16 protein-coding genes are annotated in these 13543 nt (G+C 66.9%); 13 read left to right on the forward strand and 3 right to left on the reverse strand.

Annotated elements, in window-relative coordinates; translation table 11 throughout:
* The first annotated feature begins 1 nt into the window (after window position 1).
* From flgK to ACVXZ4_RS18040, 4 genes are all read left to right on the forward strand, one after another.
* Window positions 2-1429, forward strand: a complete 1428-nt coding sequence (gene flgK, locus ACVXZ4_RS18025; protein ID WP_461796159.1) for a flagellar hook-associated protein FlgK — start codon at window positions 2-4, stop codon at window positions 1427-1429.
* Between the two features lie 3 nt (window positions 1430-1432).
* The gene (locus ACVXZ4_RS18030; RefSeq protein ID WP_461796160.1) at window positions 1433-2314 is read left to right on the forward strand and encodes a flagellin N-terminal helical domain-containing protein; all 882 of its coding nucleotides are present in this window, start codon (window positions 1433-1435) and stop codon (window positions 2312-2314) included.
* Window positions 2311-2694, forward strand: a complete 384-nt coding sequence (locus ACVXZ4_RS18035; RefSeq protein ID WP_461796161.1) for a flagellar assembly protein FliW — start codon at window positions 2311-2313, stop codon at window positions 2692-2694. Before ACVXZ4_RS18030 ends, ACVXZ4_RS18035 begins: the two co-directional genes overlap by 4 nt.
* A gap of 85 nt (window positions 2695-2779) precedes the next feature.
* Window positions 2780-3427, forward strand: a complete 648-nt coding sequence (locus ACVXZ4_RS18040) for a dienelactone hydrolase family protein (protein WP_461796162.1) — start codon at window positions 2780-2782, stop codon at window positions 3425-3427.
* 7 nt (window positions 3428-3434) lie between these two features.
* On the opposite strand, the gene ACVXZ4_RS18045 is transcribed toward ACVXZ4_RS18040, so the two are convergent.
* Together ACVXZ4_RS18045 and ACVXZ4_RS18050 are read right to left on the reverse strand one after the other, a co-directional pair.
* On the reverse strand, window positions 3435-4424 hold the full coding sequence (locus ACVXZ4_RS18045) for a Gfo/Idh/MocA family protein (RefSeq protein ID WP_461796163.1): 990 nt from the start codon (window positions 4422-4424) through the stop codon (window positions 3435-3437).
* 47 nt (window positions 4425-4471) lie between these two features.
* Window positions 4472-5524: an N-acetylglucosamine kinase gene (locus ACVXZ4_RS18050; RefSeq protein ID WP_461796164.1), complete on the reverse strand. Its 1053-nt coding sequence runs from the start codon at window positions 5522-5524 to the stop codon at window positions 4472-4474.
* A gap of 137 nt (window positions 5525-5661) precedes the next feature.
* On the opposite strand from ACVXZ4_RS18050, the gene ACVXZ4_RS18055 reads away from it, so the two are divergent.
* From ACVXZ4_RS18055 to ACVXZ4_RS18075, 5 genes are read left to right on the forward strand one after another with little or no spacing between them, the layout of a single operon-like run.
* Window positions 5662-6570 (forward strand): MurR/RpiR family transcriptional regulator, encoded by a 909-nt coding sequence (locus ACVXZ4_RS18055; protein ID WP_461796165.1) that lies wholly within the window; start codon window positions 5662-5664, stop codon window positions 6568-6570.
* A gap of 14 nt (window positions 6571-6584) precedes the next feature.
* Complete coding sequence (locus ACVXZ4_RS18060; protein WP_461796166.1) at window positions 6585-7352, forward strand: sugar isomerase domain-containing protein; 768 nt, start codon at window positions 6585-6587, stop codon at window positions 7350-7352.
* A 55-nt stretch (window positions 7353-7407) separates the two neighbouring features.
* On the forward strand, window positions 7408-8844 hold the full coding sequence (gene ngcE, locus ACVXZ4_RS18065) for an N-acetylglucosamine/diacetylchitobiose ABC transporter substrate-binding protein (RefSeq protein WP_461796167.1): 1437 nt from the start codon (window positions 7408-7410) through the stop codon (window positions 8842-8844).
* Window positions 8841-9839 (forward strand): carbohydrate ABC transporter permease, encoded by a 999-nt coding sequence (locus ACVXZ4_RS18070; protein ID WP_461796168.1) that lies wholly within the window; start codon window positions 8841-8843, stop codon window positions 9837-9839. The genes ngcE and ACVXZ4_RS18070 overlap by 4 nt, the downstream gene beginning before the upstream one ends.
* Window positions 9836-10717 (forward strand): carbohydrate ABC transporter permease, encoded by an 882-nt coding sequence (locus ACVXZ4_RS18075; RefSeq protein ID WP_461796169.1) that lies wholly within the window; start codon window positions 9836-9838, stop codon window positions 10715-10717. The genes ACVXZ4_RS18070 and ACVXZ4_RS18075 overlap by 4 nt, the downstream gene beginning before the upstream one ends.
* Before the next feature lie 60 nt (window positions 10718-10777).
* On the opposite strand, the gene ACVXZ4_RS18080 is transcribed toward ACVXZ4_RS18075, so the two are convergent.
* Window positions 10778-11317, reverse strand: coding sequence for a DinB family protein (locus tag ACVXZ4_RS18080; RefSeq protein ID WP_461796170.1), 540 nt, complete (start codon window positions 11315-11317; stop codon window positions 10778-10780).
* Window positions 11318-11361: 44 nt separating this feature from the next.
* On the opposite strand from ACVXZ4_RS18080, the gene ACVXZ4_RS18085 reads away from it, so the two are divergent.
* The 4 genes from ACVXZ4_RS18085 to ACVXZ4_RS18100 all read left to right on the forward strand — a co-directional run bounded on the left by ACVXZ4_RS18085 (window position 11362) and on the right by ACVXZ4_RS18100 (window position 13499).
* Entirely contained in the window at window positions 11362-11685 is a 324-nt protein-coding gene (locus ACVXZ4_RS18085) for a DUF2470 domain-containing protein (RefSeq protein ID WP_461796171.1), read from the forward strand.
* A 119-nt stretch (window positions 11686-11804) separates the two neighbouring features.
* Complete coding sequence (locus ACVXZ4_RS18090) at window positions 11805-12215, forward strand: DUF4383 domain-containing protein (RefSeq protein WP_461796172.1); 411 nt, start codon at window positions 11805-11807, stop codon at window positions 12213-12215.
* 30 nt (window positions 12216-12245) lie between these two features.
* Window positions 12246-12797, forward strand: a complete 552-nt coding sequence (locus ACVXZ4_RS18095) for a hypothetical protein (RefSeq protein ID WP_461796173.1) — start codon at window positions 12246-12248, stop codon at window positions 12795-12797.
* A gap of 54 nt (window positions 12798-12851) precedes the next feature.
* Window positions 12852-13499 carry a biliverdin-producing heme oxygenase gene (locus ACVXZ4_RS18100; RefSeq protein ID WP_461796174.1) on the forward strand — a complete coding sequence of 216 codons (648 nt, stop codon included), beginning with the start codon at window positions 12852-12854 and terminating at the stop codon, window positions 13497-13499.
* The last annotated feature ends 44 nt before the right edge of the window (window positions 13500-13543 follow it).

The following is a 13543-nucleotide window of genomic DNA, read 5'->3' on the forward strand; positions in this document are numbered from 1 at the left end:
CATGAGTACCTTCAGCGGCCTGAACACGGCCTTCACCGGCCTCAATGCCGCTCGCCAGGGACTCGATGTCGTCGGTCAGAACATCGCCAATTCCGGCACCAAGGGCTACACCCGCCAACGGGTGAGTACTTCTGCCGCCGGATCCCTCACCCAGATCGGCCCGCTGGTACTCGCCCGTGCCCAGGTGGGCCAGGGGGTGACCGTCGACGGTATCGCCCGGCTCGGGGACGTGATCCTCGACGGCCGCGTGCGCAGCTCATCCGCGACATCCGGAAACCTCGCCGTGCGATCCAACGCCCTGAGCACCGTCGAAGCCTCACTCAACGAGCCGGGCAAGAACGGCATCTCGTCCCAGCTGCAGGCTTTCTGGTCGGCCTGGGGGGATGTCTCGAACCGCGCGGGGGACGAGGCAGCCTCCGGCGTTCTTCTGCAGAAAGCCGGCCAGATCGCCGGCCAGATCGCCACCGGCTACTCCGCCGTCGACTCCGCCTGGACCGATGTACGCACCAAGCTCGACGGCATGGCCGCGGAGCTCAACGATGCCGGCACCCGCGTCGCCGCGCTCAACGGGCAGATCCGGGACACGCTCGCCACCGGCGGATCCGTGAACGAGATGCTCGACCAGCGCTCGGCGCTGACCACCTCGATCGCCGCCCTCACTGGCGGCACGGTTCGCACGCTTCCCGACGGAACCGCCGAGGTTCTCGTTGGTGGAAACGCCCTGGTCTCTGGCGACGTGTTCCGCTCCGTCACCGTCACCGGCAGCAACTCCCTCGCCGGCGCCGCCGGCTCGCCCGTCACCCTCGAGTGGACCAACCGCCCCGGCCAGTCCGTCGCCGTAGAGTCCGGCGAGATCGCCGGCTCCATCTCGATGCTCGCGGCGGCCAACGGCACCGGCACCGGCGGTGCGATCGCCGAAGCGGCCGCGGGCTACAACAAGTTCGCCACATACCTCGCGACCACCGTCAACGCCGCGCACCAGGCCGGGGCGACCCCGTCCGGCACCACCGGCCTCGACTTCTTCGCCCTGTCGGCGACCGGGCCGGCCGCCCTCGGCCTGTCGGTCGTGCCGACCAGTGCCGCCCAGATCGCCGCCGGAACCCCCGGTGCGGGTGGCAACAATGGATCGAACGCCGACGCGATCTCTCAGCTCGGCTCGGGTGCCAACTCTCCCGACGCCGTCTGGTCGACCTTCGTCACGAAGATCGGCACCGCCTCGAAGTCTGCGCTGCAGCAGGCGACGCTCGCCGATTCGGTCACCGCCGCCGCCACCGCCGCCCAACTCGCCAACTCCTCGGTCGACCTCGACGAGGAGAACGTCAACATGCTGACCTTTCAGAAGGCATACCAGGGAGCCGCTCGCGTCATGACCGCCGTGGACGAGATGCTCGACACTCTCATCAACCGCACCGGAATCGTGGGGAGGTAGATCATGGTCGATCGCGTGACAAGCCAGACCAGGATGGCGAACTCGCAGTTGAACCTGCAGTCCGCTGCCGCACTTCTGGCCAAGCTGCAGGACACGGCGACGAGCCTCAAGAAGATCTCGACGCCGTCGGATGACCCGACCGGCACTGCCGACTCGATGCGCGTGCGCGCCGCCCAGAGCCAGACCGCCCAGTTCGGGCGCAATGTCGACGACGGCATCGGGTGGCTCTCCACCGTGGACTCCGCGCTCACCTCCTCCACCGACATCATGCGGCAGGTGCGCGATCTCACGGTGCAGGGAGCCAACGACGGTGCGCTGTCGCCCACCGCCAAGGAGGCGATCGCCACCGCTCTCGAGGGCCTGCGCACCGACCTCCTCGGCAAAGCCAACTCCACCTACCTCGGCCGCACGGTCTTCGCCGGCAGCTCCGACGCCGGTGTCGCCTTCCGTCCCGACCTGAGCTACACCGGCACCGGGGCATCCGTCACCCGTCGTATCGACACCAACGCCACCGTTCCCGTGGACGCCGACGGCGCCGCGGCCTACGGCACCGGACCCACCTCGGCCTTCGCCCTCATCGATTCCATCGTCGCCGACCTCCGCTCCGGAGTGAACGTGGGCCCGAGTCTCGCCGCGATCGACAGCCGGATGACCGCGATGCTCAACACCCAGACCGCCGCCGGCGCTCGCCAGAACCAGATCACCGCAGCGAAGGATGCCATCGTGTCGAAGACCGGAAACCTCGAGGCGCAGCGCGCGGGAATCGAAGACGTAGACGTGGGAGAGATCGTGATCAAGCTCAAGCAACAGGAGGTCACCTACCAGGCGGCCCTCGCCGTGACCGCGCGCACCTTGCAGCCCACCCTCATGGACTTCCTGCGATGAGCGCCGCCCTCGCCTTCGTCACGCCCCCCGCCGGGCTCGCGCCGCTCACCCGGTTCACCCTCAACGAGGTCTCGGGGGCCGACGGCCTCTATTCCCTGCGTGCGATCGACAACAGTGCCATCCGCCTCTTCGTGCTCGATGCCGCCATCTATCTTCCCGACTACTCTCCGGAGATCTCCGACGAACACTGCCGGGCCATCGACCTTCACACCGCGGACGACGCGATGGTGCTGGTGGTCGCGAATCCGGGCGAGAGTGGCACACGCATGAACCTCCTTGCCCCGATCGTGGTCAATGTGCACACCGGGGCCTGCGCCCAAGTGATCCTCGACGACCAGGACTGGCCGCTGCAGGCGGAGTTCGCCGTGCGCTCGGCCTGATCCGGCTCGCTTGAGTCCCCGGGGCACCCGCCTCGGCTAGAGTGACGTGCATCGAGACCACCCGTCGTTCTCACTAAGGGCCGGTATGTCACAGCTCGTCCCCATCCCCTCGCCGGGAATCCCGCTCAGTTTCGGAGAATCAGGCCGGCCGCTGGTGATCATCGTGCATGACTGGTACGGGCGCCTCCCCTGGCTCGAGAGCTATGCCACGGCGTTATCCAGCCAGGGCTATCGCGTGATCGTTCCCGACTTCTACAACGGTGTCGCGACCACCGAGACGGGAACGGCGGAAGTGCTGATGGCGCAGTTGGATGTCGCCGGCGCACTCGCGGAGCTCGATGACATCATCCAAGCGGCCCGCGCTGAGGGCTCGACGCGCGCCGGGGTCGTCGGGTTCTCTCTCGGCGGCTGGCTCGGCCTGCTCCACGCCCAGAGTGGGGCGGCGGATGCGGTAGTCGCGTACTACGCCACCCTCGGGCCCGCCCAGCACGGCGTCATTCCGGCGCCGGTGCTGTTGCACCTCGCCGAGATCGATGAGTGGGACGAAGGCGAGGATCCCGAGTCGTTCATCGACCGGCTGAAAGATCATGGCACTCCGATCACCGAGTGGACCTACCTTGCCACCGTGCATTCCTTCGCCAATGCGAGCATCCCGGATCGAGTGGATGTCAACGCCGCCGCACTCGCTTTCGCGCGCACCTCGTCATTTCTCGAAGACCACCTACTCGACTGAGGCGCAGTCACGCGACGATGTCGACCGGCGCCCCCGTCTGCAGCGATTCACGCGCGGCCAGTGCCACGGCGAGCGCGAGCACCGCGGCATCGACCGGACAGTACGCGGGGGCGGATGCCGCACGCACGCACTCGAGGAAGTACTCGGCCTGGTGACGGTAGGGGTTGTGCGCGGCGATCAGGTGCTCGGTCACTCCCGCTGCGGTCTGCAGTCGCACGGTATCCGGCACCGACGACAGCGTTCCGGAGTCGAGTGCGCCGGCATAGCCGTGGGTCGCGATGCCCGCCGCCCCGACCAGGTCGAGGGTGGAGGCGAAGGTGAAGCCCGGCGGCATGCCCATGAAGCCGATGACGTGCCCGAGTCCTCCGCCCTCATAGTCGACGGATGCCTCGACCGGGCCACCCGCTGAGGAGAGGCGCGCGGTCACTGACAGCGGCACCCCGAGGAACAGGTTGAGCTGGTCGAAGTCGTGGATGCTGAAGTCCACCACCGGACCGCCCGACATCGACTCGTCGTGCCACCAGGTCGACGGGCGCGGAGCGGGGCTGAACCGCCCGGCGCGCACGGACAGCACCTGTCCGAGCATCCCGGACTCCACCGACCGGCGCACCGATCGGTAGCCGTCGAAGAAGCGCACCACATGCGCCACCATCAGTGTGCCCGGGCTTCTGGCCGCCTCATCCCGCAGCGCCATGGCGTCACTCATCGTGAGGGCGATCGGCTTTTCGAGAAGCACGCTCTTGCCCGCGCGCAGGGCTCGGAGGGCGATCGGAGCGTGGGTCGGGGTCGGCGTGCAAACCGAGACGATCGTCACGCGCGGGTCCGCGAGCACCACATCGAGGTCCGCCTCGAAGTGGGCGAGCGGTGCGTGCGGAAGGGGTGCTTCGGCCGTAAGGGTGTTGACATACAGGATCTGGTCCCCGAGTCCCAGCTCACTCCAGGCCCGGGCGTGAGCATGGGCCATAGCTCCGCGCCCGACGATCGCGATGCCGGTCATTCGGGCTCCACAGTCATTCGGGCTCCACAGTCATTCGGGCTCCACAGTCATTTGGGGTCCGCGGCGCGTGCACGGTCGATTTCTGCCGTGAGGTGACGGTGGAGTTCGTCGTCGACGGCGATGCCGAGGTGACGGAAGGCGAGAACCGCAGCACCGACGATGCCGTCTTCCACCGGCACGAACTGTGCGTCGCCTGCTGCGGCACGCAGTCGCGGGGTGAAGATGGCCGGCGCGCGCGCGAGGCCCGCCGCCAAGACGCTGCCCCCCATCACGATCACTCCGGGCACCGTTACTCCGGGAAGTGCGGCAGCGTCGTCGTGGGCGACGGGCTCGAGCGCTGCGGCGAGGACCTGGGCGATTCCGACGGCCGCGGCGTCGAGGATGTCGTGCGCAACCGCATCCGGCGGCGCCTGATCGATCGCGGAGAAGGCGAAGGGAGCGAATCGGGCGAGCTCCACCGGCCGCAGAGCGTAGAGCTCGTGCACGAGCAGGGAGAGCTCCTCCGCCCTCCCGCGACTGCGCGCGCTCGTGCGTTCGACGCCGGTCGCTTCGAGCAGCAGCGGAGTGAGCGCCGTCGACGGCCCCAGCCCGTCGAGAGAGGCAACCACGGCTCGCGCGACCTGCTGGCCGATCCAGAATCCGGATCCGGTGTCCCCGAGGAGCCAGCCCGATCCGCCCTTGACCGTCTCGATCTGCCCGTCGACGACGCGCGCCGCGATGGCTCCGGTGCCGGCGATCACCGCGTATCCCCGGGTCTCCGCGGTGCCCGCGCAGAAGGTTCCGAGCAGATCCGGTTCGATGACGGTGCGCCCACCGAGGCCGAGTCCAGCCAGGCGCGCCTCGAGCATCGCGAGGAACGGCGGAGTCGCGGTGCCGGCGAGCGCGATGACCACCAGTGAGTCCTGGTCGGTCGAGGTCACGTCGCCCTCCCCTAGAGCGCCTCCCACGGCGGCCGCAAGGGCATCGACTGCTGCCACTATCCCGACGGCGGTGGGATTGCCCCCACCGGCGCGACCGAGACCGGAGCATGCGCCCGACTCATCGAGCAGCACCGCGCGCGACGAGGTGCCCCCGGCGTCGACGGCCAGAATTTTTCGCATCGTTACTTCTTCGAAATATTTGGGATCTGAGCACACTGTACTGTAAGAATAATTTTCGTGAACCTCTCCAAAAGGAGATTGTAATTACCACCATCGCTCCGCCACCCGTCGCCGGCAGCGCCGACCAGGGTGCAAGTGTGGCCAACCGCATACAGTTGCGGCGCCCGGAGATGTCCGGCGCCATGGCGAAGATCGCGGACTACCTTCTCGAGTACCCGCAGGCGCCGCTCAAGCTCTCGATCGGTCAGCTCGCGGCCCAGGCTGGGGCCTCCGCCGCCACTGTCACCCGCTTCTGCCGCCTGATCGGCTATGCCGGCTACGTTCCGTTCCGCGTGAGCATCGCCACCGACTTCGGCAGGAACACGGCGCGGGACTCGTGGAAGACCGACATCGGCCGGGCGTTCGGACCCCACGACTCGGCCGCGGATGTGCTGAGCACCCTCATCAACGCGCACTCCCGCACGCTGCGGGAGACCGCCGCCGCCATCGACCTCCCGTTGATGAAAATGATTGCCAACCGCCTCGCCACCAGCAGCCATGTCGACATCTACGGGGTGGGGGGAAGCGCCTTTCTCGCGGAAGAGATGCAGGCACGGCTCTATCGCATCGGCATCAACACCCACGTCTGGTCGGAGGTGCACGCCGGTCTCACGAGCGCTGCGATCCAGAACTCGGGATCCGTCGCAATCGGGATCTCGAACTCCGGGCGAACAGAGGAGACCATCCAGATGCTGCGGGAAGCCGGGCGGGCCGGTGCGCTCACCGTCGCGATCAGCAACAACCCGACGTCACCGCTCGCCGAGAACGCGAACCTCACGATCGTGACCTCGGTCTACGAGCAGTTCCTCCAGCCCGACGACCTCTCAGCCAAGCACGGCCAGCTACTCGTGCTCGACCTGCTCTACCTGCTGACCGCCCAGGAGAACTTCTCTCGGTCCACCGACAACCTCGCGGCGTCGGCCCTTGCGGTCGCCACGCACCGCCGTCCGCGGCGCGCCCCGAGTCCCCCGCGCCCCGCGCGCGAGACCTCACCATCGATCGACTGAAAACAGGAGTCACCGTGCCAGAAACCGTCACCCAGTCCGACCTGGACAGCCGCTTCACCCGCGAGGTGCAGTCCCGTATCGAGGAGCTGGCCGCGAGCGCGCAGGCGGGAGCGTTCGATACGGCAATCGAACTCTTCGCCTCGGCGATCGAGCGTGGTGGGGTGATCCAGGCCTTCGGCACCGGCCACTCGGAGGCCTTCGCCATGGAGATCGCCGGGCGTGCCGGCGGCCTCATCCCCACCAAGAAGATCGCGCTGCGCGACGTGGTGCTGCGCGGCAGCCTCGACATCAGCGCCCTCGGAGGATCGTCCCTCGAGCGCAACCCCGACATCGCCGCCGAGCTCTTCGCGATCGCGGATGCCGGCCCGAATGACGTCTTCGTGATCGCCTCCAACTCCGGCGTCAACGGCTCGATCGTCGGTCTCGCGCTCGAGGCGAAGCAGCACGGGCATCCGGTAGTGGCCGTCACCAGCCTCGACCACACCATGCGCGTCGAGCCGAAGCACTCCAGCGGCAAGCGGCTCCGCGATGTGGCCGATGTCGTGCTCGACAATCTCGCACCGTTCGGCGATGCGACCCTCGAGCTCGCCGGCGGCATCCCGGTCGGCGCCGTGTCGTCGATCACCGCCGCCTACATCGCCCAGATCCTCACCATCGGCACGGCCCAGCGCATCGCCGCGCGGGGCACGACGCCTCCCCTCTACATCTCGGCGAACATCCCGGGCGGCGACGAACACAACAAAGCCCTGGAACTGCAGTACAACATCACCCGCACCGCCTGATCACTCCACCACCTGCGACACCCCCGCCCCACCACGAATGGAAGGTAAGACAACAATGACGATCTCGGACTACACCTCCTCGGCAGTCAGCACCGCCGGCAAGCCGCTGCAGCGGCGCCAGTTCCTGCGCGGCGCACTCACCGCCGCCGTGTTCATCCCCGCCACGGGAATGCTCGCCTCCTGTGTCGGCGGCGGAGGCACCACCACCGCCCCCGGAGGCACCGTCTCGGCCAAGAACCCCTTCGGCATGGCCGACAAGTCGACGGTCGATGCGGTCATCTTCAAGGGCGGCTACGGCATCGCCTACGCCGAATTCGCCGGCAAGGTGGTGGAGAAGGCACAGGCCGGATCCACGGTGAAGGTCACCGCGGCCACCAACATCGCGCAGTCCCTCCAGCCGCGTTTCGTCGGCGGGAACCCGCCGGATGTGATCGACAACAGCGGCGCCAACCTCATCGGCATCAACACCATCCGCGGCCAGCTCGAGGACCTCACCTCGGTGATCGAGGCCAAGAACCTCGAGGGCAAGGTGATCAAGGACACCCTGTACGCCGGTGTGATCGAGCCCGGTACCTTCGACGGCAAGTTCGTGCAGCTCAACTACGTACTCACGGTCTACGCCATGTGGTACTCGGCAGCGCTCTTCGAGACCAACGGTTGGACGGTTCCCACAACCTACGAAGAGGCCCTCGCCCTCGGCGCCAAGGCAAAGGCGCAGGGCAAGTACCTGTTCGGCTGGGGCAAGGAAGCGGCCACTTACTACCAGACGATGGCCATCGCCTCGGCGATCAAAGAGGGCGGCGACGACGTGCGCCTCGCACTCGAGAACCTGAAGGACGGGTGCTGGTCGCTCCAGCCCATCCAGGACGTGTTCGCCGGGCTCAAGAAGATCATCGACGCCGGCTACATGCAGCCCGGTGGCGCCGGAACGCAGTTCACCGCGGCCCAGGCCCAGTGGAGCAACGAGGAGAAGTTCCTCCTCTACCCCTCGGGCGGCTGGATCGAGAACGAGATGAAGACGCAGACCAAGGAGGGCTTCAAGATGACCGGAGCTCCCGAGCTCACGGTGACCACTTCGTCGAAGTTCCCGCAGAAGGCGCTTCACTCCACCGCGGGCGAGGGCTACATCGTGCCGTCCCAGGCCAAGAACGCGGCAGGCGGCAAGGAGTTCCTGCGCGCGATGCTGTCGAACGAGGCTGCGGTCAACTTCGCCAAGACCACGTTCTCGTCCACCATCGTCAAAGGCACCATCCCCGCCGACGGCTTCGGCTCGACCGCGCTGGTTTCGCAGGTGAAGCTGCTCGAAGGCGCCGGCAGCGACGTCTTCTCCTGGAACTTCGTCGACCTCTACGGACTCAACACCGACCAGCTCGTGGTGTGGAACACCTTCCTGCAGGGCGGTTCCTCGGTCGCCCAGCTCACCGCGTCACTGCAGGAGATCACCGACAAGGTGCGCAACGACAGTTCAGTGAAGAAGGTCACGGTCAAATGACAGCTGTCGTCCCTCCGACGACAGCGCCGGGCGGTGGACGTGGGTCCACCGCTCGGCGGTTTGGCCGCCGTGACCTGACCTTCGACAAGATCAGCTTCATGCTGGTCTTCCTGGTGTTGCCAGTGGTCGGATACGTGCTCTTCGTCGTGTGGCCCTTCATCCAGGCGTTCTACTACTCCCTCACCGACTGGTCGGGATTCACCCCGGGCATGAACTTCATCGGCTTCGTCAATTACGGGAAGATCCTCAGCGACAACATCTTCCTCACGGCCATGCGCAACAGCGTCACACTGCTGTTCGTGCTGCCTGTCGTCACCCTTGTGATCAGCCTCGTCTTCGCGACCCTCGTCACCATCGGCGGACCGAGCCAGGGACCGATCCGCGGGCTGCGCAACTCGAGCCTCTACCGGGTGGTCTCCTTCTTCCCGTATGTGATCCCCGCGATCGTGATCGGCATCATCTGGAGCCAGGTCTACACTCCCGGCGGTCTGCTGAACGGCGTGCTGAACGGCGTCGGGCTCACCCAGTTCCAGTCCTTCGCCTGGCTCGGGGATCCCCGCACCGCGATGATCGCGACGATCTTCGTGATCGTGTGGGGTCTCGTTGGCTTCTACATGGTGTTGTTCATCGCGGCGATCAAGGGCATCCCCGCCGAGGTCTTCGAGGCCGCGCGGATCGACGGTGCCGGGCGGCTTCGCACGGCGGTCACCATCACGATCCCGCTGCTGCGAGACAACATCCAGACCGCCTACATCTACATGGGCATCCTCGCGCTTGATGCCTTCGTCTACATGTCGGCGCTCAACCCCGGTGGCGGCCCCAACAACACCACCCTCGTGATGTCCCAGCAGCTGTTCACCACGGCCTTCACGAAGGGGCAGTTCGGCGTCGCCTGTGCGATGGGCGTCGTGCTCGCCGTGATCACCCTGATCTTCGCGGCGATCGTCTTCCTCGTGAACCGGCTCACCGGCGGATCGAACGAGGTGGCCGAATGAGCACCGTGAAGCTTGCCGGCACGGCCGCATCCCGGCGCCGGTCGACCACGACGGGCGACCGGGTGGTCGGCGGTGTCTCGCACACTGTGCTCACGCTCTGGTCGATCGTCGTCGTCGTGCCGCTGCTCTGGACGGTCATGTCCTCTTTCAAGACCAGTAAGGAGATCTTCGCGTCGCCGTTCAGTCTGCCGACGCGATTCAGCTTCGACAACTACGTCAACGCGTGGACCACGGCCGGCATCGGCAGCTTCCTGCTCAACACGATCTTCGTGGTGTTCGGTGCGCTGATCGTGACGATGCTCTTCGGATCCATGTGCGCCTACGTGCTCGCGCGCTTCCAGTTTCCGGGAAGCCGGGCCATCTACTACCTGATGCTGGCCGGCCTCACCTTCCCGATCTTCCTCGCGATCGTGCCGCTGTTCTTCGTGTTGCGGAGCATCGGGCTGCTCAACACCCTGCCGGGGCTCATCCTCACCTACGCAGCCTTCGCGTTGCCGTTCACCGTGTTCTTCCTGTTCTCGTTCTTCAAGTCCCTGTCGAACTCGATCGCCGAGGCGGCGGCACTGGATGGCGCGGGCGAGTGGCGCACGTTCTTCCAGGTGATGCTTCCGATGGCTCGGCCCGGCCTCGCCACCGTCGCGATCCTCAACTTCGTCGGGCTGTGGAACCAGTTCCTGCTGCCGGTCGCCCTCAATTCGGATCCGAAGAACTACGTGCTCACCCAGGGCATGGCGACCTTCGCTTCACAGGCCGGATACTCGGTGGACTTCGGGGCGCTCTTCGCCGGGGTCGTCATCACGATCATCCCCGTGTTCATCGTGTACCTGATCTTCCAGCGCCAGTTGCAAGGCTCCGTCTCTCAGGGCACCAACAAGTAGGCCGCGCGCCCGCGGGTCTTCGCATCGTCGCGCTGCCGAGTGACACGCGCGCCTGTATTTTCAGGCGCGCGTGTCACTCAGGGGTGCGCGCACGTCCCAGAGGTGGTGCGTCGGGTCGTGGGCGAGATAGACCGCGAAGCTCGAGACGGTGAATGCGGCGCCGTCGCTGCGTCGGCCCGGCCGGCTCCACGCATCATCCGGCACCGCGTCGAAGGCGTCGGCGAGCGCCTCTCCCGCCTCGACGAGCTCGCGCGAGACCGTCCCGGGATCCTGATCGTTATAGCGCTCCGCCACCGCCGTCTCGTCCTGGTCCCAGTTGGCGTAGACCGGGTCGTCGGTGTCGAGCATCAAGGCGAGGCGGGTGCGGAAGATGCGGAACACGTCCCGTACGTGCGCGCCGTACTCGAGCGCGGACCAGGTGCTGTCATCGGGCGGCACCCGGACATCCGGTCTCTGCAGCACGGCCGGCCACGCCGCGGCGTTCGCGCGGACCATGCCGGCGACATCGCGCGCGGTGAAGGTCGAGGCGTCGAAGCCGCACTCCGGGCAGGGGCGCTCGCCCACCCAGGTCCAGTTCTTGGTGTCGGGGATGATCGGCATGATCCCATGGTGTCGCATCCCAGCCACCGGGTACCGTAGAAATCGTGCCAACCTCCCCCGTCTTCGAGCCCGCGACCACGTTCGACCCCGCCATCGTCGCCGCCGTGCTCGCCCACATGAACGGGGAGCACGCCGCCGACAACCTCCTCATCGCGCGGGCATTCGCCGACCCGGCAGCGACGAGCGCCGAGATGGTCGCGCTCGACGGCCATGCCGGGTATTGGAACTACTCCGTCGATGCAGTGGTCACCGGGTTGCGGATGCCGTGGGCAGCGCCCATCACGCAGCGCGCCGAGATCCGTCGCGAGGTAGTGGCCCTCTACGACAGGGCGCACGTCCAGCTCGGCACCACCCCGCGGGAGCATTGAGCAGCGGTCCCTGCACGCTCGCTGGATGCCCGGTGAACGTCTCCTACCAAACCCTGCAGCCCACCGTGTCGAATACCTAGTCAAGCGAGACGCCCGTCGAGCTGTAGAGGAGAAATATCATGTCCAAGTCCCCCAACCGCCTGCTGGCAACTGTCTTCGGCGCGGTCTACCTTCTCGTCGGCCTGTTGGGCTTCACGGCGACCTCGGGTGTCGGCTTCTTCGACGTCAAGGGTGGCCTCCTGCTCGGCATCTTCGAGGTGAACGTCTTCCACAACGTGGCTCACCTGCTCATCGGTGCCGCGCTGCTCATCGCCGGCCTGTCCAACGTGCGGGCGTCGAAGACCGTCAACACCGTCGTCGGCGCGGCCTACCTGCTGCTCGGAATCGTCGGCCTGTTCATCCTGAACTCGGCCGCCAACATCCTGGCCATCAACACCGCGGACAACGTGCTCCACTTCGGTAGCGCCATCATCCTGCTCGGTGTCGGCCTCGGCGCCGACAAGGTCGTCCGCGCCCACGCCACCGCATAGCAGCACCACCGATCGCAGGGGAGAGTGCCCATGTCTGTCATCACCCGCTCGTGGCTGTCCTTCGCCGCAATCGGTGCCGGAGTCATCCACCTGGCACTCGTGATCAGCTCTCCCCTCGCGATCGGTATCCCCCTTGCGGTGTTCGGCCTCGCCGAACTCGCCTGGGGCGTACTGCTCCTGGTGAAGGACCGCCTTGTTGCCCCCCGGCTCGCACAGGCCGGCGCGATCGCCCCGCTCCTGCTCTGGAGTCTCCTGACGGTGACAGCGACACTTCTCGCCGCGCCCCAGGTCGCGTCGTCGCTTCGCTTCGTTCCGATGGGCATTGCGGCAGTCTTCGAACTCTTCGTCGCCGGCGTCCTGAGCGTCATCCTGCGACGTCAGTCCGACAGTGACCGTCCTGTGAAATCGGCCAAGCCGGCCGGTGCCCTGAAATACCTCTCCGGCGTGATCCTGGCCGGCGTGCTGGTGGGAGCCCTGACCACACCGGCGCTCGCTGCGACCCAGGCCGGTTCCGTCGCCCGGGAGCACGGCGGCACCATGGGAGGCATGATGACCATGAACATGCCGGGAATGGATCACTAGGTCCTGCGCACCTGACTACACTTAGGGTCACCTAACCTGAGCGCAGGAGTCTCCATGACCGCCGTCATCCCCTTTTCCCAGGCCCTGCGCGAGCGCACCTGGTCCGGACACGGCGACAGCGAGGGGGCCGGCTTCATGTCGGACCTCATGACGGGCAAGGGCACGCGTGACGATTATGTCGCCCTCGTGGCCCAGCACTTCTTCATCTACGAGGCCCTCGAGGCCGCGGGGGAGCGGATGGCGACGGATCCCGTGGCCGCGCCGTTCCTCAGCCCGCAACTGACCCGCCTCCCCGCCATCCGCCTCGACCTCGCGTTCCTCCTCGGAGACCGCTGGCACCAGCAGATCGTCCCGCTGCCGACCACCGAGCGCTACGTCGAGCGGCTGAATACCGTCGCGGCCCACTGGGCCGGCGGTTTCGTCGCCCACCACTACACCCGCTACCTCGGCGATCTCTCGGGTGGGCAGGTCATCCGCACCCTCATGCAGCGCCAGTTCGGATTCGAGACCAACGGCGTCGGCTTCTACCTCTTCGACCAGATCGCCCGGCCGAAGCAGTTCAAGGAGACCTATCGCCACCAGCTGGATGCCGTGGGCTGGGATGCTTCCGAGCGCGAACGGGTGATCGACGAGGTGCTGATCGCCTACCGCTTCAACACCGAGCTGTTCGAAGACCTGTCGCGGGCGAAGGCCGCCGCGTAGCCTCCCGCGACTTCGGCAAACTCGCTCAACTCTGGGCGTCCGCG

This window comes from Lacisediminihabitans sp. FW035 (genome assembly GCF_054880895.1).

Coding starts and splice junctions, on each gene's coding strand:
- flgK (WP_461796159.1), top strand. CDS start 2: ATGAGTACCTTCAGCGGCCTGAACACGGCCTTCACCGGCCTCAATGCC.
- ACVXZ4_RS18030 (WP_461796160.1), top strand. CDS start 1,433: ATGGTCGATCGCGTGACAAGCCAGACCAGGATGGCGAACTCGCAGTTG.
- ACVXZ4_RS18035 (WP_461796161.1), top strand. CDS start 2,311: ATGAGCGCCGCCCTCGCCTTCGTCACGCCCCCCGCCGGGCTCGCGCCG.
- ACVXZ4_RS18040 (WP_461796162.1), top strand. CDS start 2,780: ATGTCACAGCTCGTCCCCATCCCCTCGCCGGGAATCCCGCTCAGTTTC.
- ACVXZ4_RS18045 (WP_461796163.1), bottom strand. CDS start 4,424: ATGACCGGCATCGCGATCGTCGGGCGCGGAGCTATGGCCCATGCTCAC.
- ACVXZ4_RS18050 (WP_461796164.1), bottom strand. CDS start 5,524: ATGCGAAAAATTCTGGCCGTCGACGCCGGGGGCACCTCGTCGCGCGCG.
- ngcE (WP_461796167.1), top strand. CDS start 7,408: ATGACGATCTCGGACTACACCTCCTCGGCAGTCAGCACCGCCGGCAAG.
- ACVXZ4_RS18070 (WP_461796168.1), top strand. CDS start 8,841: ATGACAGCTGTCGTCCCTCCGACGACAGCGCCGGGCGGTGGACGTGGG.
- ACVXZ4_RS18075 (WP_461796169.1), top strand. CDS start 9,836: ATGAGCACCGTGAAGCTTGCCGGCACGGCCGCATCCCGGCGCCGGTCG.
- ACVXZ4_RS18080 (WP_461796170.1), bottom strand. CDS start 11,317: ATGCCGATCATCCCCGACACCAAGAACTGGACCTGGGTGGGCGAGCGC.
- ACVXZ4_RS18090 (WP_461796172.1), top strand. CDS start 11,805: ATGTCCAAGTCCCCCAACCGCCTGCTGGCAACTGTCTTCGGCGCGGTC.
- ACVXZ4_RS18095 (WP_461796173.1), top strand. CDS start 12,246: ATGTCTGTCATCACCCGCTCGTGGCTGTCCTTCGCCGCAATCGGTGCC.
- ACVXZ4_RS18100 (WP_461796174.1), top strand. CDS start 12,852: ATGACCGCCGTCATCCCCTTTTCCCAGGCCCTGCGCGAGCGCACCTGG.